Annotated in this window: 18 protein-coding genes; 13 read left to right on the top strand and 5 right to left on the bottom strand. The window is 42.0% G+C overall.

Features of this window, described 5'->3' with window-relative positions; translation table 11 throughout:
• The first annotated feature begins 101 nt into the window (after positions 1-101).
• Positions 102-332, top strand: coding sequence for a hypothetical protein (locus NST09_RS03455; protein WP_017366762.1), 231 nt, complete (start codon positions 102-104; stop codon positions 330-332).
• Here the strand turns inward: NST09_RS03455 and NST09_RS03460 are convergent.
• The gene (locus NST09_RS03460; protein WP_046342872.1) at positions 313-726 is read right to left on the bottom strand and encodes a DUF2283 domain-containing protein; all 414 of its coding nucleotides are present in this window, start codon (positions 724-726) and stop codon (positions 313-315) included. The two genes, NST09_RS03455 and NST09_RS03460, sit on opposite strands and share 20 nt — an antisense overlap.
• A gap of 258 nt (positions 727-984) precedes the next feature.
• Here NST09_RS03460 and NST09_RS03465 point away from each other — a divergent pair, with 258 nt between their 5' ends.
• The 5 genes from NST09_RS03465 (at position 985) to NST09_RS03485 (ending at position 8578) form a co-directional block, all read left to right on the top strand.
• Positions 985-1677 (top strand): heptaprenylglyceryl phosphate synthase, encoded by a 693-nt coding sequence (locus tag NST09_RS03465; RefSeq protein WP_008344257.1) that lies wholly within the window; start codon positions 985-987, stop codon positions 1675-1677.
• A 57-nt stretch (positions 1678-1734) separates the two neighbouring features.
• Entirely contained in the window at positions 1735-3957 is a 2223-nt protein-coding gene (pcrA, locus tag NST09_RS03470; RefSeq protein ID WP_056705666.1) for a DNA helicase PcrA, read from the top strand.
• A 44-nt stretch (positions 3958-4001) separates the two neighbouring features.
• On the top strand, positions 4002-6008 hold the full coding sequence (gene ligA, locus NST09_RS03475) for an NAD-dependent DNA ligase LigA (protein WP_146271553.1): 2007 nt from the start codon (positions 4002-4004) through the stop codon (positions 6006-6008).
• A 42-nt stretch (positions 6009-6050) separates the two neighbouring features.
• Entirely contained in the window at positions 6051-7211 is a 1161-nt protein-coding gene (locus NST09_RS03480; protein ID WP_235184544.1) for a CamS family sex pheromone protein, read from the top strand.
• Between the two features lie 359 nt (positions 7212-7570).
• Positions 7571-8578, top strand: coding sequence for a phosphotransferase (locus NST09_RS03485; protein ID WP_250026855.1), 1008 nt, complete (start codon positions 7571-7573; stop codon positions 8576-8578).
• Between the two features lie 44 nt (positions 8579-8622).
• On the opposite strand, the gene NST09_RS03490 is transcribed toward NST09_RS03485, so the two are convergent.
• Positions 8623-9321, bottom strand: coding sequence for an MgtC/SapB family protein (locus NST09_RS03490; protein ID WP_169476135.1), 699 nt, complete (start codon positions 9319-9321; stop codon positions 8623-8625).
• Positions 9322-9483: 162 nt separating this feature from the next.
• The gene (putP, locus tag NST09_RS03495; protein WP_017359800.1) at positions 9484-10965 is read right to left on the bottom strand and encodes a sodium/proline symporter PutP; all 1482 of its coding nucleotides are present in this window, start codon (positions 10963-10965) and stop codon (positions 9484-9486) included.
• Positions 10966-11388: 423 nt separating this feature from the next.
• Between putP and gatC the strand changes: the two genes are divergently transcribed.
• Genes gatC through gatB form a run of 3 tightly spaced genes read left to right on the top strand, consistent with a single transcriptional unit; the run spans position 11389 to position 14595 of the window.
• Positions 11389-11679: an Asp-tRNA(Asn)/Glu-tRNA(Gln) amidotransferase subunit GatC gene (gene gatC / locus NST09_RS03500; RefSeq protein WP_003213898.1), complete on the top strand. Its 291-nt coding sequence runs from the start codon at positions 11389-11391 to the stop codon at positions 11677-11679.
• Positions 11680-11693: 14 nt separating this feature from the next.
• The gene (gene gatA / locus NST09_RS03505; RefSeq protein ID WP_035703563.1) at positions 11694-13151 is read left to right on the top strand and encodes an Asp-tRNA(Asn)/Glu-tRNA(Gln) amidotransferase subunit GatA; all 1458 of its coding nucleotides are present in this window, start codon (positions 11694-11696) and stop codon (positions 13149-13151) included.
• Positions 13152-13164: 13 nt separating this feature from the next.
• A complete protein-coding gene (gatB, locus tag NST09_RS03510; RefSeq protein WP_007496855.1) occupies positions 13165-14595 on the top strand; it encodes an Asp-tRNA(Asn)/Glu-tRNA(Gln) amidotransferase subunit GatB in 1431 nt (476 codons plus the stop codon).
• A 183-nt stretch (positions 14596-14778) separates the two neighbouring features.
• On the opposite strand, the gene NST09_RS03515 is transcribed toward gatB, so the two are convergent.
• Complete coding sequence (locus NST09_RS03515) at positions 14779-15624, bottom strand: TetR/AcrR family transcriptional regulator (protein WP_017359798.1); 846 nt, start codon at positions 15622-15624, stop codon at positions 14779-14781.
• 131 nt (positions 15625-15755) lie between these two features.
• On the opposite strand from NST09_RS03515, the gene NST09_RS03520 reads away from it, so the two are divergent.
• The gene (locus NST09_RS03520; protein ID WP_035703570.1) at positions 15756-18968 is read left to right on the top strand and encodes an efflux RND transporter permease subunit; all 3213 of its coding nucleotides are present in this window, start codon (positions 15756-15758) and stop codon (positions 18966-18968) included.
• A 227-nt stretch (positions 18969-19195) separates the two neighbouring features.
• On the opposite strand, the gene NST09_RS03525 is transcribed toward NST09_RS03520, so the two are convergent.
• Positions 19196-20149, bottom strand: a complete 954-nt coding sequence (locus tag NST09_RS03525; RefSeq protein WP_108611396.1) for a nucleoside hydrolase — start codon at positions 20147-20149, stop codon at positions 19196-19198.
• A gap of 181 nt (positions 20150-20330) precedes the next feature.
• Between NST09_RS03525 and NST09_RS03530 the strand changes: the two genes are divergently transcribed.
• From NST09_RS03530 to NST09_RS03540, 3 genes are all read left to right on the top strand, one after another.
• On the top strand, positions 20331-21239 hold the full coding sequence (locus tag NST09_RS03530) for a diacylglycerol kinase (RefSeq protein WP_007496845.1): 909 nt from the start codon (positions 20331-20333) through the stop codon (positions 21237-21239).
• Between the two features lie 61 nt (positions 21240-21300).
• The gene (gene rlmD / locus NST09_RS03535; protein WP_342493354.1) at positions 21301-22683 is read left to right on the top strand and encodes a 23S rRNA (uracil(1939)-C(5))-methyltransferase RlmD; all 1383 of its coding nucleotides are present in this window, start codon (positions 21301-21303) and stop codon (positions 22681-22683) included.
• Between the two features lie 252 nt (positions 22684-22935).
• The gene (locus tag NST09_RS03540; protein ID WP_017366774.1) at positions 22936-23910 is read left to right on the top strand and encodes a tRNA-dihydrouridine synthase; all 975 of its coding nucleotides are present in this window, start codon (positions 22936-22938) and stop codon (positions 23908-23910) included.
• Positions 23911-23918: the final 8 nt, after the last annotated feature.

The following is a 23918-nucleotide window of genomic DNA, read 5'->3' on the forward strand; positions in this document are numbered from 1 at the left end:
CCACTTTTCATTGAAAGAGAAACCACTTCAACAGATTGTGACGTTTAGAAATGAAAAGGCGGGGTAACTTACAAATAAGATCATAAGGGGAGGGAACATACATGAATAAGCGTCCGAATGCGTATGTACTTGCAGGATTAGGGGTTGGTGGTGCAGTGTTATTAGCAGTGAAAAATAAACAGCATCTCAAAAAATGGGCAAGCATGTTCCGATCAGATGAAAAGGTTCCTGAAAAAGCTGGACACCCTGATCCATTAGATATTCAAGACAACAAGATGGTCGATGAAGGGGCCATGACATCTGTTCATTATTTTAATGAAGTGAGACAATAGCTTTAAAAAACCGTTTTGAATCAATCAAAACGGTTTTTTTTGTCTTTCTTTTGACATGATATTTAAGAGGATCGACAATGGTAAAACCAATCAGTCCATTGTGATCAGGCGTTGAGAATTGAAATTCAATGCCCGATAAATGATAGGTTGAGAGAACTTCCTGATCCGTAAAACGTAACGAAAGCTCGTCCTCATAAACGGGTGTGTGTTTCAACACCTTGGCTTCTTCTGCAAATAACTCCAGCCCAGCCACTCGGTCCTCTTTGTCGATGTCTACGTTCACACATTCATTCACGTCTAATTCAATGGTTTCTTTAATTGTCCCGATTCGAGGCGGGATGAGATAGATGTATCCGATGTTGATCGTTTGATCATATGTGATGGTTCTTTTCAAATCATTCACCTGCTTGGTCGATAGTAAAATGTTCCTTTCATGTATAATATCATGTGATGAGATGAAGTAGCTCTCATTTCAGTTCAGCATCGATCTATTTATCTCCCTCGCCTCTTGAATCATTCACCTCGCCTAAAGTGAAAATCGACTATTTTCAAAAGAATGAAACTTTTAGCTGAAGGAGGTTACCCATTTTTTGCGGTGTCTGATTTTGTTATAATATTTAAATGGAATGAAACGAATGGAGGAACGTTTTTCATGTATGATGTTACCGAGTGGAAGCATGTCTTTAAACTCGATCCAAATAAAGAGATTTCCGATGAACAACTTGAAGCGATTTGTGAATCTGGTACGGATGCCATTTTAATTGGTGGCAGTGACAACGTGACAGAAGACAACGTGCTGCAACTGATGTCAAAGGTGCGCCGCTTTCTTGTGCCATGTGTCCTTGAAATCTCGACACATGAGATGATTGTGCCTGGCTTTGACCTGTATTTTATCCCCACTGTGTTAAACAGCGCTCATCCTGATTGGATTGTTGGTCTGCATAAGGATGCGATGAAGGAATACGGTGATTTGATGTCAATGGAAGAGATTGTGCCGGAAGGATATGTCATCTTAAACGAAGAGTGTAAAGCGGCTAAGCTGACAGAGGCAAATACGGCACTGGATATAGATGACGTAAGGGCATATGCGAGAGTGGCAGAGCACTTGATGAAACTGCCCATCTTTTACTTAGAATACAGCGGAACGCTTGGAGATATAGAGCTTGTGAAAGAAACCAAAGCAGTGCTACATGAAACGGTTCTATTTTATGGCGGCGGTATTGAAAGCGAAGAGCAGGCGAAAGACTTTGCACAGCATGCAGACGTTGTCGTCGTGGGAAACGTCATTTATGACAATTTTAAAGAAGCGTTAAAGACAGTCGACGCAGTGAAAAAGTCATCATAGTCAAACAAGACGAAACGGGTTAAAATAGAACATAAGTTCGAATTGGCGGTGAATGAAATGAATGAAATATCGAATCATCTATTAAAAGGGCTGAATGACGCGCAGAAAGAAGCGGTCAAAGCAACAGACGGACCGCTGCTACTGATGGCAGGAGCAGGTAGTGGAAAAACACGAGTGCTCACGCATCGAATTGCGTATTTAATGGCAGAAAAGCATGTGGCACCGTGGAATATTTTAGCGATTACCTTTACAAATAAAGCAGCAAGAGAAATGCGTGAGCGTGTACAAGCCATTTTAGGGCCTGGTGCGGATGACATTTGGATCTCTACGTTCCACAGCATGTGTGTGCGCATTTTACGACGCGATATTGACCGTATTGGTGTGAACCGCAACTTTTCTATATTAGACACATCTGATCAGCTTTCAGTCATTAAAAACATTTTAAAAGAACGAAATATCGATCCTAAAAAGTTTGATCCACGTAGCATTTTAGGTTCAATCAGCAGTGCAAAAAACGAACTCATTGACGCAGAGGAATACGCAAAAACAGCCGGTGACTTTTACGATCAAGTGGTCAGCGACGTCTACACAGATTATCAAAAACGATTACTCAAAAACCAATCACTCGATTTTGATGATCTTATTATGATGACGATTCGTCTGTTTGAGCGGATACCAGAAGTATTAGAACACTATCAGCGAAAATTTCAATACATTCATGTCGATGAGTATCAGGATACAAACAGAGCGCAGTACATGCTTGTGAAATTGCTCGCGCAGCGTTTTCAAAATATATGTGTGGTCGGTGACTCGGATCAGTCTATCTACCGCTGGCGTGGAGCGGATATTACAAACATTCTTTCCTTTGAAAAAGATTATCCGTCCAGTGAAGTGATTTTGCTTGAGCAAAATTACAGATCGACCAAACGTATTCTGAATGCCGCAAACACGGTGATTCAAAACAACTCAAACCGTAAGCCGAAAAATCTTTGGACAGAAAATGATGAAGGAGCGAAGATTGCCTATTACCGTGCGGATAATGAATTCGGTGAAGGTCAATTTGTCGCTGGAAAGATTCGTCAGCTTCATCAGAGCGGCAAGCGTAAATTATCTGATTTTGCGATCCTCTATCGAACGAACGCTCAGTCACGTGTCATAGAGGAAACGTTAATGAAGGCGAACATTCAATACAATATCGTCGGCGGCACGAAGTTCTATGACAGAAAAGAGATCAAGGACATTTTGGCATACTTACGCCTTGTGGCAAATCCAGATGACGATATTAGTTTTGCACGCATTGTCAACGTACCAAAGCGTGGAATTGGGGCGACTTCTGTTGATAAAATTGCCGCATACGCAGAAATGAATGATCTCTCTATGTTTGAAGCACTTGGTCAGGTGGATTTCATTGGACTCAGTGCAAGAGCAGCCAATGCACTTGATGAGTTCAAACAGCTCATTGATCAAATGACAAATATGCAGGATTATTTATCTGTCACAGAATTAACGGAAGAGATCCTAGAGAAAACAGGCTATCGTGAAGCACTGAAGATCGAAAAAACGATTGAAGCACAAAGCCGTTTAGAAAATATTGACGAGTTTCTATCGGTCACTAAAAACTTTGAAGAACAAAATGAAGATAAATCACTTGTCACCTTCCTGACAGACCTCGCCCTTGTCGCAGACATTGATAAGCTGGATGAGGCTGAGGAAGAAGATCAGGATGCGGTCATTTTAATGACCCTCCACGCAGCAAAAGGACTTGAATTCCCCGTTGTGTTCTTAATGGGAATGGAGGAAGGCGTCTTCCCGCACAGTCGTTCATTAATGGAAGATGCCGAGATGGAAGAAGAGCGCCGTCTTGCTTATGTAGGGATCACACGGGCCGAAGAAGAGCTTTATTTATCAAGTGCAAAAATGAGAACGTTATTCGGCCGGACGAACATGAATCTGGAATCACGATTTATCAGAGAAATACCAGCTGATTTATTGGACAACCTAAATGAGAAAAAAGAAACGAAAACACCGTTTGGCCAAACGAGAGAAAGACCGCAAAGACGAGGGCCTGTCTCACGTCCACAAACGCAAACCATTCAAAACACAGGCGGCGGCAGCATTGGCTGGGCTGTCGGTGATAAAGCCGCTCATAAAAAATGGGGCGTTGGCACGGTTGTGAGTGTAAAAGGTAGTGGAGATAGTACAGAGCTTGATATTGCCTTCCCAAGCCCTACAGGCATTAAGCGTCTCCTTGCCGCATTTGCGCCAATCGAAAAGCAATAAACTGATAGGACTGACAAAACGGATGAAGTGAAAGGAAGAAGCAGATGGATAAAGAAGCAGCGAAACGCCGGATCGAGGAACTACACCAGATTTTGAATCAATACAACTACGAATATCACACACTGGATCGTCCAAGTGTTCCTGACGCTGAATATGATGCGCGGATGCGTGAGCTGATCTCTCTGGAGGAAGAATACCCTGATTTAAAAGCTGCGGATTCACCCTCGCAAAGAGTAGGAGGTGCTGTTTTAGACGCCTTCCAAAAAGTACGTCACGGCACACCGATGCTCAGTCTCGGCAATGCGTTTCATGAACAGGACCTTCTTGATTTTGACCGCCGGGTTCGTCAAGCAGTCGGTGACGACGTCGCTTACAATGTCGAGCTGAAAATTGACGGACTCGCTGTTTCTCTCCGTTATGAAAATGGCGTGTTTGTACGGGGTGCCACGCGGGGTGATGGGACAACAGGTGAGGATATTACCGAGAACCTCAAAACCATTCGTTCCATCCCGCTCAAAATCAATCGGCCTCTGTCGATTGAAGTGAGAGGCGAGGCATTTATGCCAAAACCTTCTTTTGAAGCCCTTAACGAAAAAAGATTACAAAACGAAGAAGAGCCGTTTGCGAACCCGCGTAATGCGGCTGCTGGCTCACTTCGTCAGCTCGATACGAAAATTGCAGCGAAACGAAACCTTGATATCTTCGTCTACAGTATAGCGGAGCTTGATGAAATTGGTGTTAATACGCAAAGCGCAGGACTTGATCTTCTCGATGAGCTTGGCTTTAAAACGAACAAAGAAAGACGGATGTGCCAAACCATTGAAGAAGTGATCGACCTCATTGAAACACTGAAAACAAAGCGTGCTGATTTCTCATACGAAATCGATGGCATTGTCATTAAAGTCAATTCATTGGCACAGCAAGAAGAACTAGGCTTCACAGCAAAAAGTCCACGCTGGGCTGTTGCGTACAAATTTCCGGCCGAAGAAGTCGTGACGAAGCTGATTGATATTGAACTAAGTGTGGGGCGTACTGGCGTCATCACCCCAACAGCGATTCTTGAGCCTGTAAAAGTGGCAGGAACGACAGTGCAACGTGCTTCTCTTCATAATGAAGATTTGATCAAAGAGAAGGATATCCGCCTTTTTGATCAAGTGATTGTCAAAAAAGCGGGCGATATTATCCCAGAGGTTGCAGGGGTTCTTGTTGATCAGCGAACAGGAGAAGAAAAGCCGTTTCACATGCCGACTGAATGTCCAGAGTGTCATAGTGAGCTGGTCAGAATAGAAGGAGAAGTGGCGCTTCGGTGCATCAATCCACAATGCCCCGCCCAAATACGTGAAGGACTCATTCACTTTGTGTCTCGTAATGCGATGAATATTGATGGGCTAGGCGAGCGAGTCATTACACAACTTTTCAAAGAACAGCTTGTCTCTCGTGTATCAGACCTTTACCGTTTAACAAAAGAAGAGTTGATTCAGCTAGAACGAATGGGCGAAAAGTCAGTCGATAATTTACTGCGTTCGATCGAGCAATCGAAAGAAAACTCTCTTGAACGGTTATTATTTGGACTCGGTATTCGATTTATTGGTTCTAAAGCTGCGAAGACATTGGCCATGCACTTTGAGGATATCGATCAGTTAAAACAAGCGACGAAAGAGCAATTACTTGAAGTAGATGAAATTGGTGAAAAAATGGCCGATGCAGTTGTCACGTACTTTGAGAAAGAAGAAATTCTAGATCTGCTAAATGAACTAAAAGAACTTGGGGTCAATATGACCTACACAGGGCCAAAACCCGTGAAAGTAGAAGAAAGTGATTCCTACTTTGCAGGAAAAACGATTGTGCTGACGGGGAAATTAGAAGAAATGTCTCGTAATGATGCAAAGGCAGCGATCGAAGCATTAGGCGGCAAGTTAGCAGGTAGCGTGAGTAAAAAAACAGACTTAGTCATTGCCGGCGAAGCAGCTGGAAGTAAGCTGACAAAGGCAGAAGAACTCAATATTGAAATTTGGGACGAAGCCAAAATGCTCGAGGAGCTAAAGAAATAAGAGGAGTGTTTTCTATTGAAAAAGTTGCTATTGCTGCTGACAATGCTCACACTGGTATTGTCAGCGTGTGCACCTTTTGGGGGAAAGGATGAGGAAGAGGTCACACAAAAAACGGATGAAACGAAAGAAACAGCGATCATCCCAATGTACAACATCTCTGATTCCTATTACAAAATGGTGCTGCCGTTTAAACAAGGAGCGGCAAGAGGACTAACTGCAGAGCGTCTCAATACACGCTTAGACATTGATGAATTTGAAACAGGACTCATGCGCCTGGCAACAGAATCATTCAATACAAACGACTATCTGTTCCAAGAAGGACAGCATTTAGATGAAGATACTGTTCTCAGCTGGCTTGCCCGCAAAAAAACAGGCAGTGATCTGAAAAAAGCTGAAAAAGAAGACAAAGACTTTAAGAACTTAGGCTTAAACCCTGCTCTTCCAAACTCAGGTTCAACAAAGTCAAAAAATGAGAATAGTCCAATCTACTTAGCTTCCATGCTAGAGCATAATTACTTAATCAGAAAAGATAAAAATAGCTTACAGCTTGGCGGGGTTGTCATCGGTCTTGCGCTTAACTCTGTCTATTATTATCGCGAAAATATCGGAGATCCTCAGCAAGAGGTGACCATCGATTCATCGAAAAATTCAAAGAAACTTTTAGCAGAGGGCGAAAAAATTGCGGAACAAGTCATTAAACGCCTTCGTCAAATGGACGGACTGCAAAAAGTCCCAATCATGATTGCTCTTTATAAACAAGCACCAAAATCATCTATTGTTCCAGGAAACTTTATCGCTAAAACTGATGTAAAAGCAGGATCAGCTGATATTGGCAGTTGGGATACGATTAAAGAAGAGAATGTCTTCTTCCCTTCAGATAATGCCAAGAGCAGCTACAAAGATGATTCAGAGCGATTTGACCGCTTCAAGACAAAGGTAGAAGACTACTTCCCGAATTACACAGGTGTGGTAGGCAAAGGTTTCTATAAAAACGGGAACTTGCAAAAAATGAAAGTAGAAATTCCAATGCAATTCTACGGCAAAACAGAAGTCGTGGCATTCACGCAATACTTAACAGGTGAAGTCATGGATTACTATAAGAGCACCAATATAGAAATCAACATCACCTCTTCTGATCAGCAAGAAGCCCTCATCACAAAAAATGCTGAAGATAAAGAACCAACGGTCCATATATATGACTAAATAAAAACCGCCTTTTGGCGGTTTTTAGCGTGTAGACAAACCTCGCATTCTTTGTCAGTCCTGCGTGCTGGTGCTCACGAATGTGAAATTCGCTCCGCGCCAGTACTCGTCCTTCCTAGGGCTGCAAAGGTTTTCATCACGCTGAAAAGAAGACAAAGGGCTAAAATCAAGTTCATTTTCGCCCTTTGTCAACAATCTGAAAACCGCCTTTTGGCGGTTTTTTATTTCTAATTAGAGGAATCTTTCAACTTTTGTCAAAGTATGTGAGGAAATCAAAAGGAAAGGCAGGTATGTTGATGCTCGTATAAATGCTGATTACCGTCATGTATAAGTAAAAAGACGATAAAAGGAGAATCAGCATGCATAAAGAAGTAAAAGCACGATACGATGAACAAATGGTCTTAAAGAAAGCGGCTCTACTCTATCATTTTCAGCCAGAACAGGTCACATTTCTAGCCGATGCAGAAAATTATGTGTATGAATATACGGATGAAAAAGGGTCGAGTTATATATTGAAAATTACCCATACCATTCGCCGCTCCCGCACATATATTCTAGGAGAAATGGACTGGATTCGGTATTTATCTCAACATGGAATCTCAGTAGCTAAACCGGTTTTATCCGCAAGAGGAAAAGATGTTGAAGCGATTCCCGATCAAGCAGGAGGGGCTTTTTTGCTGAGAGTGTACGAAAAGGCGCCCGGCAGAAAAGTGACCGAAGCAGATTGGAATGGACAGTTGTTTCAAGCGTTAGGAGCCTATACTGGGCGTATGCATCAAACGACTAAACAATATCAAGTGAAAGATCCTCGCTATAAGCGTCAAGAGTGGTATGAGGAGGAGCAATTAAAGCTTGAAACGTATATTCCTTCTGATCAAACGGTTGTGTTGCAGCGAAAAGATGAACTGATGCAAAAGCTTCACCAGCTCCGAATATCCAAGGATGTCTATGGACTGGTGCATGCGGATTTACATCACGGGAACTTCCACTATCATCATGGAGAAATCATTGCATTTGATTTTGATGATTGTGGGTATCACTGGTTTATCAACGATATGAGCATTTTGCTATACAACGTTCTTTGGTATCCGGTGTTTCCGTATGAGGATAAAGCTGAATTTACGGGTGAATTTATGAGCCATTTTCTCAAAGGCTATCGACAGGAGAATGAGCTTGATGACGCATGGCTGGCGACAATACCAGATTTCCTTATGCTGCGTCATATGCTTATTTATGGGCTTTTACATCAAGCATTTGATCTCCGAACACTAAGCGCTGACGAAAGTGCCATGCTGGCGCGTTTTCGAAAGGAGATTGAGGACAAAACCCCAATTACGCCTTTTGACTTTCATCAGCTAACAACATAAATCAAAAGCCCCTTGCTGTTTGACATAGCAAGGGGCTTTTTATCCTACACCGTATCACACTTCACACCAACAACGCCTTCTAAATCTTTAATATCAAAGTACACATCGGTTGTATAGCGGTCTTTATGTACGCGAACACGTACTTCCATGATCGGATAGTCTTTTTCCTTTAAATCATCAATACGTACAGAATGAATCCGAATATTGAGTGCTTTCATTTCTTTTAAAATTTCTGTCATGCGGTTTCGGTCAGAAAGTGACATTCTGATGCGGATTTCTTTTTCCTGTAAGCGAATGGGTCCAATCCGCTGGAAGAGCCAAGGTAAAAATTCCACACTGACAAGAATAAAGAAAAGACTGAGGAAGGCTTCTTTATAAAAACCTGCACCTGTTGCAACCCCAAGTCCTGCTGCTCCCCAAATCATCGCAGATGTCGTAAGACCTGAGATGACGTCATTGCTTTTGCGAAGAATCACACCTGCTCCAATAAAACCAACACCAGATATAATTTGCGCCGGTAACCTGAGTGGGTCCATTTGAAGCTTAGAGACTCGAGGGAAATTGTAGGCTGCATCAATGCTGATGATGGTTAATACGCAGGAGCTGACAGCAATGACAATACACGTTTTCAGCCCAAGCGGCTTTTTCTTAAGTTCGCGTTCAAGACCGATGATCAAACCGATTAAGGTGGCAACGGCTAATTTTAAGACCGTATCCCATTCAATTGTCCAAAACATGCGTATCGCTCCTTTCACTTCATGTACGTTTCACATCATGTATATGATCTTCTCACAGCCCATATGGCTGCACAACTTCTATTTTATTCAGAAACGGGAGAAAGAAAAGCATTTTATTTAAAAATAAAGAGAGTCATCCGCATAATGCAGATGACTCCTCATGTCTGGTTATTTTGTTTCTTCTTCGAGATGGTCTTCCATTTTGTTAAATAGCTGCTTTGATGCTTTTGTCGGTTTACTTGTCATTAAGCTCACAACAATTGCGGCTAAGCCACTTAACGTAAAGCCAGGAATCATTTCATAGATACCTGTTGAATGGTTGAGACCTGTCGTGATCCATGTAAGAACCACAACGGCACCCACAATCATTCCGACAAGTGCACCGTGATGATTCATTCGTTTCCAGTATAGGCAAAGCAAGATGACTGGACCGAATGAAGAACCAAATCCTGCCCAAGCATAACCGACGAGGTCAAGAATGGTGTCGCTTGGGTTTAGAGATAGACAAAGAGCAATAATCGCAACAACGAGTACAGACATACGACCAATCATCACAAGCTCTTTATCTGAGGCTTTCTTTCTAAAAAACGTTCTGTATAAATCCTCTGTCATGGCACTTGCTGTCACAAGCAGCTGAGAAGAAATTGAACTCATAATGGCTGCTAAAATGGCAGAAAGTAAGAATCCAGTAATGTAAGGATGGAACAATACTTTAGAAAAGACGATAAAGATCGTTTCAGGATCAGCAAGGTTCATACCCGTTTCATGTACGTATGCGACACCAACTAAACCAACAGATAGTGAACCAATGACAGAGATAATCATCCAGCTCATTCCGATTCGGCGTGCTGGTTTTAAATCTTTTACGGACGTAATCGCCATAAAACGTACGATAATATGAGGCTGTCCAAAGTAACCTAATCCCCAAGCGAGGAAGGAAATAATGCCAATGACGCTCGTTCCTCTAAAAATATCAAGCAATTTAGGGTCAATCTGTTGAATATCATTGAATGTGGCAACAGGTCCACCTAATTGAGTAAAGGCAACGATCGGCACGAGCACTAATGCTAAAAACATAATAGCTCCTTGGACAAAGTCCGTTAAGCTCACTGCTAGAAATCCACCGAACAGTGTATACAAAATCACGATACTTGATGTCAATATCAGACCAAACATGTAGTGAGCACCGAATGCTGACTCAAATAAACGTCCGCCTGATACCATCCCAGATGATGTATACAACGTAAAGAAGATTAAAATGATGACGGCTGAAACTGCTTTTAATAAAGCAGATGATCCTTTGAATCGTTTGTCAAAGAAATCAGGAATCGTAATGGCATCATCAGCAATTTCTGTATAAGAACGTAAACGAGGTGCAAGAATTAAATAGTTCAAATAAGCACCGACAATTAAACCAATTGCAAGCCAGGTTGTCGATAAACCTGTTTTATACATTTCACCTGGTACACCCATCAGCATCCAACCACTCATATCCGCAGCACCTGCTGATAGAGCTGTAACGAATGGACCAAGACCCCGTCCACCAAGCATATAATCATTTAAATCATGTGTTTTCCTAAACGCATACCAACCAATGGCAAGCATCCCGATAAAATAGATAGATAAGGAAATTGTAACTTCAATACTCATTTTGTTTTCTCACCTTTTTCGTATTAATTTGACATCACCTCAATCAAAATATACAGAAGTGCTAGACAGAAATGACATTTCACTGCCCTGCTCACTGCTATGGTTACTTAACCTATCAGAGTATTCCCAAGTGATCAACCTTCTTAAACATCTTTATCTTTAAGAAAAAATGCACGGATCGGTGATAAGCTTCTATATGTATGCGTTTACAAAAATAAACTAAAGTAAAAATTTTCTGAAAAATAAAAAGTCACCTTGATGAATATTTTAGACACTGGCTACACCACAATGACATATTAGTGGACAAAGCCTTTCTAGGCGTCCTCGTAAAGTTGCTTTAGAACAGTAAAATTTGATATGATAAAGTGTATATGACTTATGATCATGACCACGAACACGTATCATTTTTGGAGGTGAACCTGCATGTCAAGAATTTCAATAGAAGAAGTAAAGCATGTTGCGCATTTGGCACGGCTTGCAATTACAGAAGAAGAAGCTGAGATGTTTACAGAACAGCTTGATAGCATCATTTCATTTGCAGAGCAGTTAAACGAGGTAGATACGGAAAACGTTGAACCAACAACACACGTATTAAAAATGAAAAACGTCATGAGAGAAGATGTTCCGAATAAAGGTCTTTCCATTGAGGCAGTCATCAAAAACGCGCCTGATCATAAAGACGGCTATATTCGTGTGCCATCAATTTTGGACTAAAGGAGGCCTGAGGCATGTCACTGTTTGACCACAAAATTTCTGAATTAAAAGAGCTTTTACATAAAAAGGAACTGTCTGTTTCTGATTTAGTGGACGAGTCTTATAAACGAATCCATGAAGTAGACGGGAAAGTACAAGCATTCCTAGCGCTGGACGAAGAGAAAGCACGTGCGTACGCAAAGGAATTGGACGAGGCCGTTGGTGAAAAGGACGAGCTTGGTCTATTGTTCGGTATGCCGATCGGTGTCAAAGATAACATCGTGACGAAAGATTTACGTACAACGGCGTCAAGTAAAATCTTGCAAAACTTCGATCCTATTTACGATGCAACCGTTGTGAACCGCTTAAGAGAAGCGGAAGCTGTCACAATCGGCAAATTAAACATGGACGAATTTGCGATGGGATCTTCTACGGAGAACTCGGGCTTCAAACCAACGAAAAACCCGTGGAATTTAAACACCGTTCCAGGTGGGTCAAGTGGTGGATCAGCAGCATCTGTTGCAGCTGGAGAAGTACCATTCTCTCTTGGATCAGATACAGGCGGCTCCATTCGCCAGCCGGCGTCATTCTGTGGTGTTGTTGGTCTTAAACCAACATATGGCCGTGTATCCAGATACGGTTTAATCGCATTTGCTTCATCATTAGATCAAATTGGGCCGATTACGCGTAATGTTGAGGACAACGCATATGTTCTTCAAGCGATTTCTGGTGTTGATCAAATGGACGCAACGAGTGCAAATGTCGATGTCCCAGATTTTCTTTCTTCATTAACTGGCGACATCAAAGGCTTGAAAATCGCTGTGCCAAAAGAATATCTTGGCGAAGGTGTTGGCGAAGAAGCAAAAGAGTCTGTTCTTCAAGCGTTGAAAGTATTAGAAGGACTTGGTGCCACATGGGAAGAAGTGTCTCTTCCGCATTCTAAATATGCGCTTGCGACTTACTACTTGCTTTCATCTTCAGAAGCATCTGCAAACCTTGCTCGTTTTGACGGTATTCGCTATGGCTACCGTACAGACAATGCAGACAACCTGATTGATTTATATAAAAATACCCGTTCTGAAGGCTTTGGAGACGAAGTCAAACGCCGCATCATGCTGGGCACATTCGCTCTAAGCTCAGGATATTACGATGCATACTATAAAAAGGCACAAAAAGTCCGTACGCTGATCAAAAAAGACTTTGAAGATGTTTTTGAAAAGTATGATGTCATTGTAGGACCAACAACACCAACTCCGGCATTTAACATTGGTGAAAAGACAAGCGATCCACTCACGATGTATGCAAACGACATTTTAACGATCCCTGTTAACCTTGCAGGCGTCCCAGGAATCAGTGTGCCTTGTGGATTTGCAAATGGTCTTCCGTTAGGACTGCAAATCATCGGTAAACACTTTGATGAAGGAACCGTTTACCGCGTGGCTCACGCTTTCGAACAAGCAACAGATCATCATAAAGCAAAACCTGAACTGTAAGGGGTGAATCAGAATGAACTTTGAAACGGTAATTGGACTTGAAGTCCACGTAGAGCTCAAAACACAATCAAAAATTTTCTCAAGCTCACCGACGCCTTTTGGTGCGGCTGCCAATACGCAAACAAGTGTCATCGATCTTGGTTATCCAGGCGTACTACCTGTGCTGAACAAAGAAGCGGTGAACTTTGCGATGAAAGCAGCAATGGCACTGAACTGTGAGATTGCAACTGATACAAAATTTGACCGTAAAAACTATTTCTATCCTGATAACCCAAAGGCGTATCAAATTTCTCAATTTGATAAACCGATCGGTGAAAACGGCTGGATTGAAATTGAAGTAGACGGCAAAACAAAACGAATTGGTATTACACGTCTTCATTTGGAAGAGGATGCAGGAAAACTGACGCACACAGGCGACGGTTATTCACTCGTCGATTTCAACCGTCAAGGTACACCACTTGTTGAAATCGTATCTGAGCCTGACATTCGTACGCCAGAAGAAGCGTATGCTTACTTAGAAAAATTAAAATCCATTATTCAATATACAGGCGTTTCTGACTGTAAGATGGAAGAAGGCTCACTACGTTGTGATGCCAACATTTCTCTTCGTCCGATCGGCCGTGAAGAGTTTGGAACGAAAACAGAGCTCAAGAACTTAAACTCATTTGCTTTCGTCCAAAAAGGTCTTGAGTTCGAAGAAAAACGTCAAGAGCAAGTATTGCTTTCTGGCGGCTTGATCGAACAAGAAACTCGCCGCTATGACGAAGCGTCTAAAAAGACGATCCTCATGCGTGTCAAAGAAGGTTCTGATGATTACCGTTACTTCCCAGAACCAGATTTGGTGGAGCTGTATATTGATGACGAGTGGAAAGAACGTGTAAGAGCATCGATTCCAGAGCTTCCAGACGAGCGCCGCAAACGCTACATTGATGAACTTGGACTTCCTGCATATGACGCAATGGTACTGACGCTGACAAAAGAAATGTCTGATTTCTTTGAAGCGACCATTTCAGAAGGTGCTGAAGCGAAGCAAGCATCAAACTGGCTCATGGGTGAAGTATCTGCCTACTTGAACTCGGCTCAAAAAGAGCTGGAAGATACGAAGCTAACGCCTCAAGGACTGGCTGGCATGATCAAGCTTATCGAAAAAGGAACGATTTCTTCTAAGATTGCCAAAAAGGTATTCAAAGAACTTATCGAAAATGGGGGCGACGCAGAAACAATCGTCAAAGAAAAAGGACTTGTCCAAATTTCTGACGAAGGTGCACTGCTCAAACTTGTCACAGAAGCTCTTGATAACAATCCGCAATCCATTGAAGACTTCAAAAATGGAAAAGACCGCGCAATTGGTTTCTTAGTCGGACAAATCATGAAAGCATCGAAGGGACAAGCAAACCCACCGATGGTCAACAAGATTCTTCTCGAAGAAATCAAAAAACGATAAATCGCAAAAACCGCCTCATGGAAGAGGCGGTTTTTTTGTTGATGGATAATGACAGGGTCTTATCACAGATTCAGACCACCGCCGTATATCAATTCATTGGTTCTTTTTTTATAATGAAGCATAAGCTTTAGCACATATTCGAAGGGGATAAAGGTGAACTAAAGTGAACATCGCCACGTATTGTCATTGGAGGAATAGCTTCAATTGTTCCACAGCTCTTTGGACAGCGGAGTCCTCACACGTTTCTAAATTTGTCAGCATCCCTTGAATGACCGGCTTGCGCGGCTCATCTTTGGCCAATTCTTCTTCAATAACTTCAATGGATACAAGGGTATCATCCGAAAGCAGATGCTCAGATTTTAACAATCGAAGCTCTTCTTGAAGAGTAGCGGCATTTGGCGCTTCATCATCCCAAATGTTTTGCTTTAGAATCGGCTTCGCATGAGAACGGAGAAGCCCATGCACCAAATCATCAAATCGGTCGAGAATAAAGGATGAGAGCTCATCACATGATAATTGCATCTGATCTTGCAAAAGCAGTACTTGCACATAAGATTGGATGATTCCTTGAATCATGACTGACAGGTCAGTTATGTATGGTTCGATCTCCTGTCCATACGTGGTCAAAATAGAAATTTGGATTTCATCATTCATCTGCTTTTTAACCGTTTTGGAATACTTTTTAATTTGCTGGTTTTCCGGAATAATGTTCTCGCTGAGGATCAAAATGATAAAATCCTTGTTCTCAGCAAAGTGCTGGAACTGTTCAGCGATTTGTTTCTGAAAGATATCTCTAGGCGCAAGATGCTGATTTTCTTTTCGAATCTTTTCAATACTTTGCATAGACGTGTCGATATAATATTCAAACGCTCTGTTGAAAAGCTGTTCTTTTGATTTGAAATGCAAATAAAATGCACCTTTAGAAATTCCGCATTCATCTGCAATTTCCTGAATGGTCGTAGAAGAAAAACCTTTTTTCGCAAACAACTGAATGCTTGCTTTAATGATTTTTTCTTTTTTTTCGTTCATGAAATAAGGCCCCTTCAGCTTTAGAATGTTACGTCAAACGCAAGTGAAATGGTTGACGGCATTGTATATCACCGTTTATTATGATATAGAATGACCAGTCAGTCAATACATAAAGGAAAATGGAGGACATAATGAATTCGATCATCAATTTTGTATTAAAGAACAAGTTCGCTGTATGGCTCATGACGATTATCGTAACAGTTGCTGGTCTATATGCCGGATTGAATATGAAACAAGAATCAATCCCGAATATCAACACTCCAGTCATTACGGTTTCTACAACGTATCCTGGCGCAACGCCGGACGAAGTATCAGATAAGGTGACAGATCCAATTGAGAAGTCGATACAAAATCTCAATGGGGTGAATGTGGTCACTTCTAATTCTTTTGAAAATGCCTCATCGATTCAAATCGAGTACGATTACAATAAAGATATGGATGAAGCAAAGAAGGAAATTGAAGATGCCATTAGCAATATCAATTTTCCAGAAAATGCAGAAAAACCAAAAATCACACGTTTTAGCATCAATGCGATTCCAATCTTAGCTCTAAGTGTCTCCGGTGATAAAGAATCATTACAAGACCTGACACAAAAAGTGGAAAATGATCTTATTCCTTCTCTTCAAAGCTTAGAGGGTGTCTCGTCTGTCGAAGCTTCTGGACAACAAATCAAAGAAGTAGAATTTTCTTTTAAACAAAAGAAATTGAAGGAATATGGTTTAGATGAAGAAACTGTCCAAAACATGATCAAAGGCTCTGATGTCAATGTACCTTTAGGGTTATACACATTTGGCAACAAGCAAAAATCAGTCGTAGTGGATGGCAATATTTTAAGTGTTAAAGATTTGAAAAACATGCGAATTCCTGTCACACCAAGTGCAAGCGCAGGAGCTGGTGCATCTGCTAGCGGCTCAGAAAATGCAGGTGCTCAAGGTACCGATCAGCAGGCTGGAAGTGCAAGTCAGCAGCAAGCAGCAGCAGCTCAGCAACAAACAGGTGCAGGTGCAGCAAGCGGTCAATCTGTAGAACTGCCGACGATCAAACTTTCTGAGATAGCAGATATTAAAGTCGTGAAAGATGCAGAATCGATTTCTAGAACGAACGGAAAAGACAGTATCGGTTTGCAAATTGTCAAAGGCTCTGATGCCAACACAGTGAGTGTAGCAGAAGCAGTCACAAAAGAACTTGAAACATTCAAAAAAGACAATAAAGGAATCAAAGTCAGCACGACATATGATCAAGCAGAGCCGATTAAAGAATCTGTCAGCACAATGCTGAACAAGGCGATCATCGGAGCAATCTTTGCGATCATTATCATCATGTTGTTCCTTCGAGATATCAAATCAACATTAATTTCGGTCATCTCCATTCCGTTATCCCTGTTGATTGCTGTTTTATTATTAAATCAGCTCGATATCACATTAAATATCATGACACTTGGTGCCATGACAGTCGCCATTGGGCGCGTTGTCGATGACTCGATTGTTGTCATAGAAAACATCTATCGACGAATGGCGTTAAAAGATGAACCGTTAAAAGGCAAAGCACTCGTTAGAGAAGCCACAAAAGAAATGTTTATTCCGATTATGTCTTCGACGATTGTCACAATTGCGGTATTCTTGCCATTAGCGCTAGTGGGTGGAATGATTGGTGAACTATTCATCCCATTTGCATTAACCATTGTGTTTGCTCTAATGGCTTCACTACTTGTTGCCATTACAATCGTTCCAATGATGGCTCACAGCCTATTTAAAAAGAACCTGTATGGCAAAGCGAAAAAGGTGAAAGAACACAAACCAAGCAAACTTGCTGGTGGTTATAGACGTGTACTCAATTGGACATTGAACCATAAATGGATCACGTCAGGAATTGCGATTCTGATGCTGGTCGGAAGCTTATTCCTCGCACCACTTGTCGGTGTCAGCTTCTTACCACAGGAAGCAGAAAAAACGGCAATGGTGACATACACGCCAGAGCCTGGACAAACAAGAGAACAAGCCATTGCTGAAACGAAAAAGGCAGAAGATTACTTAATGAAACGTGATCATGTCAATACGGTTCAATATTCATTAGGCTCTTCAAATGCAATGACAGCAAGTGTTGGCGGAAACTCTAACGGTGCATTATTCTTCGTACAATACGACGAGGACACACCGAACTTTGATAAAGAAAAAGATCGTATGGTTAAAGCCCTTCAAGACAAAACGTCTAAAGGGGAATGGAAATCACAAGACTTCTCATCTGCTGGCGCAAGCAATACAGTGACGTACTATGTGTACGGTGACAAAGCAAGTGATATTGAAGGCACAGTCAAAGATGTCGAGAACATTTTAAAAGATGAAAAGAACTTGAAAAACGTCAGCACAAGCTTATCTGAGAAATATGACGAATATACGTTTAATGCAGATCAAGAAAAACTGGCGAAACTAGGCTTAACCGCTTCACAAATCGCACAGGCGATCGCTCCTCAAAGTAATGAAACAACGTTGACGAAAGTAACAGAGGACGGCAAAGAACTAGATGTGAAGCTTCAAACGGAAAAAGATGAATACAAGAGTAAAAAAGATCTAGAGAATAAAAAGATCACAACACCAACAGGACAACAAGTCCGAATTGGCGATGTGGTGAAAGTGAAAGATGGCACAACAGCAAACACTGTGACAAAGCGTGATGGGAAGATTTATGCTGAAGTATCTGGTGACATGACAACAGACGACGTATCAAGTGTGACACAAGATGTCCAGAAGAAAGTTGACAAGCTTGATTTGAAATCTGGCGTTACGATTGATACAGGCGGTGTAAGTGCGGATATTGAGGAATCCTTTACACAGCTAGGACTCGCAATGCTTGCAGCGATTGCGATTGTATACCTCGTTCTCGTCATTACATTTGGCGGAGGTCTTGCACCATTTGCGATTCTGTTCTCACTTCCATTTACGGTTATTGGGGCACTCGTTGGATTGTTTGTAGCGAAAGAAACCATCAGTTTAAATGCCATGATTGGATTGCTGATGCTAATCGGAATCGTTGTAACAAATGCCATTGTCTTGATTGACCGAGTGATTCATAAAGAAAAAGAAGGTCTTTCAACAAGAGAAGCCTTACTTGAAGCAGGTACAACAAGATTACGCCCAATCTTAATGACGGCACTTGCGACAATTGGTGCATTGCTGCCACTCGCATTAGGTTTTGAAGGCGGAAGTCAGATCGTATCAAAAGGACTTGGCGTCACCGTTATTGGCGGTTTAACAAGTTCTACACTTCTCACATTGGTGATCGTGCCAATCGTGTATGAAATCTTAAGCAAGTTTAGACGTAAGAAAAAGTACGCTGAAGAAGAGTAAGAGGAAGCCCCGCTAATGAGCGGGGCTTCAGCGTGTAGACAAACACTCGCATTCTTTGTCAATCCTGCGTTCCGGTGCTCACGAATGTCAAATTCGCTCCGCGCCGGTACTCGTCCTTCCTAGGGCTGCAAAGGTTTTCTATCACGTTGAAAAGAAGACACAGTGCTAAAAAAGTATAATTTAGTCCTTTGTCAACAATCTGAGCCTCGCTAATAAGCGGGGCTTTTTTATGATGAAATCTGACAAACCGCTTTTCTCATCAGCTCTTCAAAGGCCTCGAAAAAGGCATCCCGATCGACGTGGTCAATGACTTGAATCAATTTTCCATCTGGATGTTCTTCGGTACGTCCTTGTCTTGGTGTTTCGGTATAAACAATTGCATTCATTTCTTTTGAACGGGTAAATGAGGTGGATGCAAGAGTGATTGTTGTCAGCACATCCCATAAGTAGTAAGTCGAGTTTGTTTCGTGATGAATGAGAGGTGGACAAAAGGCATAACATTGTCCGATAAAGTCAATCCCGATGTGGGAGCGCAGGGAAGCCCATCGTTGACGGACATCGAGTGTGAGCGGAACCTGATTTGTACTTTCAAGTGCGACCATTTCAATTGGAAAACGCTCTTGAAATACGGTGCTCACAGCATAAGGGTCCCAAAAAGCATTCCATTCTGCTGTTCCATCATGCTCGGGTTCTTCGACATTGCCTTTTTCAAGGAATGTGCCGCCCATCCACACCAGTTTCTCAATTTTATTTGATATGGAAGGATCTTCTTCTAAGGCGCGTGCAAGGTCTGTGAGCGGTCCTGTAAAGAGCAGGGTAACAGGTTCGGTTGACTTTTTCACCGTTTCAATCAGGTGAAGATGTGCAGGAAGCTTAGATACTTTTGTATCAACAGCACCTTTTTCGTTTAAAATCGGCAGGGCATCTACATAAAAGGCATGCATACGCCATTCCTTTGGAAATGGATTCACACCTCTAGAATTGGAAGCGGCGACTTCAATCTCATATGGGCTAAATCGATCAATAATTTTCTGAGAGGCGCTCAGCGCAGGCTCTAAATAACAATCAGCAGGAATCACAGACGTCCCGATCACTTTCAGGTGTTCCATTTGAAGGAGCAGAAATAAGGACACGAGATCATCAACACCGCCGTCATGATTGAAATAGACAGGCTTTTTCATGGCATACCATCCTTTTCATCGTTTTCTTTTATCTTATCAGAATGCTGATCTGCTGAGGGAAACGTACCATGAGATTTCAAATATTAGGGGGGTGTTCTGTTGCCATTTTCAAATCTCATAGTATAATTAAAGGTTGTTAGTGGTGAAAATAGATTGCATAATGATAATAGGATGATGATGAATGAAACGTGCTCGAATTATATACAATCCGACATCTGGACGTGAACTCTTTAAGAAGAATTTACCGCAGGTTTTGCAAAAATTTGAACAGGCTGGCTATGAAACATCTTGTCATGCGACGACATGTGCAGGAGATGCAACACAAGCAGCCGAAAAAGCCGCACAGAGAGACTTTGATTTAATTGTAGCAGCTGGTGGAGACGGCACGATTAATGAAGTCGTCAACGGATTAGCACCGCTTGAAAAAAGACCAAAATTAGGAATCATTCCAGTTGGAACGACCAATGACTTCGCAAGAGCACTTGGCATTCCAAGAGAAGATATTTTAAAAGCGACAGATGCGATCATTGATGGTGTAGCAAAGCCGCTTGATATTGGTAAAGTGAATGGACAGTATTTCATTAATATTGCGGGAGGCGGCCGATTAACAGAGCTGACCTATGAAGTGCCTAGTAAGCTGAAAACCATGCTAGGACAACTTGCGTATTATTTGAAAGGTATGGAGATGCTTCCTTCCATTCGCCCGACAGAAGTCGAAATTGAATATGACGGCAAATTGTTTCATGGAGAAATCATGCTGTTTCTTGTTTCACTAACAAACTCAGTAGGCGGCTTTGAAAAGCTGGCACCAGATTCCATTCTAGATGATGGGATGTTTGACCTGATCATTCTAAAGAAGGTCAATCTAGCAGAAGCCATTCGAGTGGTCAGCCTTGCACTCAGAGGCGAGCATATTCATGATAACAATGTCATCTACGCAAAAGCGAATCGCGTGAAGGTAGATGTAAAAGATAAAATGCAATTGAATTTAGATGGTGAATACGGCGGCATGCTGCCAGGTGAATTTGAAAACCTGTATCGCCATATTGAATTTATTGTGCCAAAAGCAACAGCTGAAAAAATAGGGTGAAGACTGAACTTGGTTCCTTATGGCGACCAAGTTTTTCTTTGCAAATGAGGTGATAAAATTGGTGAAAATGAAACCGCCTGTTCAAAAAAATGAATACTACAATGTAACCTTCGAAGATTTAACGCACGAAGGTGCAGGTGTAGCGAAAGTTGAGGGTTTCCCTGTATTTGTACCGAATGCCCTTCCTGACGAACAAGGGAAAATCAAAGTCACACGTGTCAAAAAAGGATTTGCTTTTGGACGACTCATGGAGCTGACAAAGGAAAGTCAGCACAGGCAAGATGCGCCATGTCCTATCTATAAGCAGTGCGGAGGCTGTCAAATTCAGCACATGAGCTATGAAGGCCAGCTGCTTTTTAAACAGAAACAAGTAAAGGACGTATTGGAGCGGATCGGCAAGCTTGATATGAGCCGTGTAAAAGTTCATCCTGTACTCGGCATGGAAGACCCTTGGAACTACCGAAACAAAGCACAAGTACCAGTTGGCGAACGGGAAGGCGGACTTGTTGCTGGATTTTATCAGCAGCGTACCCATGAAATCATTGATATGGAAAAATGCTTGATCCAGCAATCAGAAAATGACGAAGTGGTACAGGCAGTAAAAGACATCTGCAATGCGTTTGGCATCAAAGCATATAACGAAGAACGTCATAAAGGCTGGCTTCGCCATGTCATGGTTCGTTACGGTATTGCAACAGGTGAAATGATGGTTGTGTTTGTCACAAGAACGGCTGATTTTCCGCAAAAGCAGCAGGTGATTGAACAGATTATAGCACGCTTCCCACACGTTCGGTCAATTGTACAAAACGTAAATTCAAAGAAGACAAATGTCATTTTCGGAGACGAAACGACCGTTTTATGGGGAGAAGAATACATTTATGACACGATTGGCGACATCAAATTTGCCATTTCAGCCCGCTCGTTTTATCAAGTGAATCCAGCTCAAACAAAGGTTCTTTACGATAAAGCCCTTGAATATGCCGAGCTGCAAGGAGAAGAAACCGTGATCGATGCGTATTGCGGAATCGGTACAATTTCCTTATTTCTCGCACAAAAAGCAGGCAGAGTATATGGCGTGGAAATTGTGCCAGAAGCGATTGAAGATGCAAAACGCAACGCTGCCTTAAACGGAATCAACAACGTTGAATTCGCAGTCGGCGAAGCAGAAACCGTTATCCCAAACTGGTACAAAGAAGGCATTAAAGCAGACACTCTTGTCGTTGATCCACCAAGAAAAGGCTGTGACGAAGCACTGCTTGATACGATTTTAAAGATGAAACCGAACCGTGTTGTGTATGTGTCCTGTAATCCAGGGACGCTTGCTCGTGATTTGCATATTCTTGAAGATGGTGGGTATGTGACGGAGGAAGTGCAGCCTGTGGATATGTTTCCGCATACGAGTCATGTTGAATGCGTTGCTAGTCTTGTGATTCAACAGTCATAATGTATTGAAGCATCCCGATTTCGTGATATAACACCGATATCGGGATATTTTTATTTTGGCTGCCTTTCACTTGAATACAAAGCGGTAATTATAGGTCGAAAATTAATCTTTACCCCTTATTTGGTTTTGAAATGTCCTTTTTTGCAATTTTGCCTAGTTCATATTAAAGTATATAATGATAAAAATTGCTGAAAGAATTTACAGAAGGACATGCCCTTTAGGCGCTATGTCGTGAGAGGAATTGGATGAAAGATGAGTAAAAATTTCTGGCGTGATTTACCGCGGCCATTTTTTATATTAGCACCAATGGAAGAAGTGACAGATGTTGTGTTTCGTCATGTTGTGAGTGAGGCGGCGAGACCGGATGTGTTTTTTACAGAGTTTACGAACAGTGAGAGCTACTGCCACCCTGATGGCATTCAAAGTGTGAAAGGCCGTTTAACATTTACAGAGGATGAGCAGCCGATTGTTGCTCATATATGGGGAGACAAGCCTGAGAACTTTAGACAAATGAGTATTGGAATGGCGGAGTTAGGATTTCAGGGGCTTGATATTAATATGGGTTGTCCTGTCCCAAATGTCACGCAAAACGGGAAGGGTAGTGGATTGATTCTTCGTCCAGACGTTGCGGCAGAGCTGATTCAAGCGGCAAAAGCAGGGGGATTACCTGTTAGTGTGAAAACAAGACTAGGGTTTACAGAGGTCGATGAATGGCGTGGTTGGCTCAGACACATTTTGGAGCAAGACATTGTGAATTTATCGATTCATCTTCGTACTAGAAAGGAAATGAGCCAGGTAGATGCGCATTGGGAGCTCATTCCTGAGATTAAGAAATTGCGTGATGAAGTAGCTCCTGATACGCTTTTGACGATCAATGGTGATATTCCTGACCGTCAAACTGGCTTAAAGCTAGCTGAGCAGTATGGAGTGGACGGAGTGATGATTGGGCGTGGGATTTTCCATAACCCATTTGCTTTTGAAAAAGAGCCGAAAGAGCATACGAGTGATGAGCTGCTAGGTCTTTTAAGGTTGCATCTTGATCTTCATGATCAATATTCCTCATTAGGTTTGCGTCCATTTAAGGCACTTCATCGTTTCTTTAAGATTTATGTGAAAGGGTTCAGAGGAGCGAGCTTCCTAAGAAACCAATTAATGAACACATCATCAACAGATGAAGTGCGTGCAATGCTAGATGAATTTGAAGCGAGAAATCAAGAACAATCATGATCAACAAG

Source organism: Bacillus sp. FSL W7-1346, from assembly GCF_038593335.1.
Taxonomy (GTDB): Bacteria; Bacillota; Bacilli; order Bacillales; family Bacillaceae; genus Bacillus; species Bacillus altitudinis.

Bases quoted from the DNA above. Each gene is read 5' to 3' on its own strand.
- NST09_RS03455 (WP_017366762.1), top strand. From the start codon at position 102: ATGAATAAGCGTCCGAATGCGTATGTACTTGCAGGATTAGGGGTTGGT.
- NST09_RS03540 (WP_017366774.1), top strand. From the start codon at position 22,936: ATGAGTAAAAATTTCTGGCGTGATTTACCGCGGCCATTTTTTATATTA.
- NST09_RS03485 (WP_250026855.1), top strand. From the start codon at position 7,571: ATGCATAAAGAAGTAAAAGCACGATACGATGAACAAATGGTCTTAAAG.
- ligA (WP_146271553.1), top strand. From the start codon at position 4,002: ATGGATAAAGAAGCAGCGAAACGCCGGATCGAGGAACTACACCAGATT.
- NST09_RS03530 (WP_007496845.1), top strand. From the start codon at position 20,331: ATGAAACGTGCTCGAATTATATACAATCCGACATCTGGACGTGAACTC.
- NST09_RS03520 (WP_035703570.1), top strand. From the start codon at position 15,756: ATGAATTCGATCATCAATTTTGTATTAAAGAACAAGTTCGCTGTATGG.
- gatC (WP_003213898.1), top strand. From the start codon at position 11,389: ATGTCAAGAATTTCAATAGAAGAAGTAAAGCATGTTGCGCATTTGGCA.
- putP (WP_017359800.1), bottom strand. From the start codon at position 10,965: ATGAGTATTGAAGTTACAATTTCCTTATCTATCTATTTTATCGGGATG.
- NST09_RS03480 (WP_235184544.1), top strand. From the start codon at position 6,051: ATGCTCACACTGGTATTGTCAGCGTGTGCACCTTTTGGGGGAAAGGAT.
- NST09_RS03465 (WP_008344257.1), top strand. From the start codon at position 985: ATGTATGATGTTACCGAGTGGAAGCATGTCTTTAAACTCGATCCAAAT.
- gatA (WP_035703563.1), top strand. From the start codon at position 11,694: ATGTCACTGTTTGACCACAAAATTTCTGAATTAAAAGAGCTTTTACAT.
- pcrA (WP_056705666.1), top strand. From the start codon at position 1,735: ATGAATGAAATATCGAATCATCTATTAAAAGGGCTGAATGACGCGCAG.
- NST09_RS03525 (WP_108611396.1), bottom strand. From the start codon at position 20,149: ATGAAAAAGCCTGTCTATTTCAATCATGACGGCGGTGTTGATGATCTC.
- gatB (WP_007496855.1), top strand. From the start codon at position 13,165: ATGAACTTTGAAACGGTAATTGGACTTGAAGTCCACGTAGAGCTCAAA.
- NST09_RS03515 (WP_017359798.1), bottom strand. From the start codon at position 15,624: ATGAACGAAAAAAAAGAAAAAATCATTAAAGCAAGCATTCAGTTGTTT.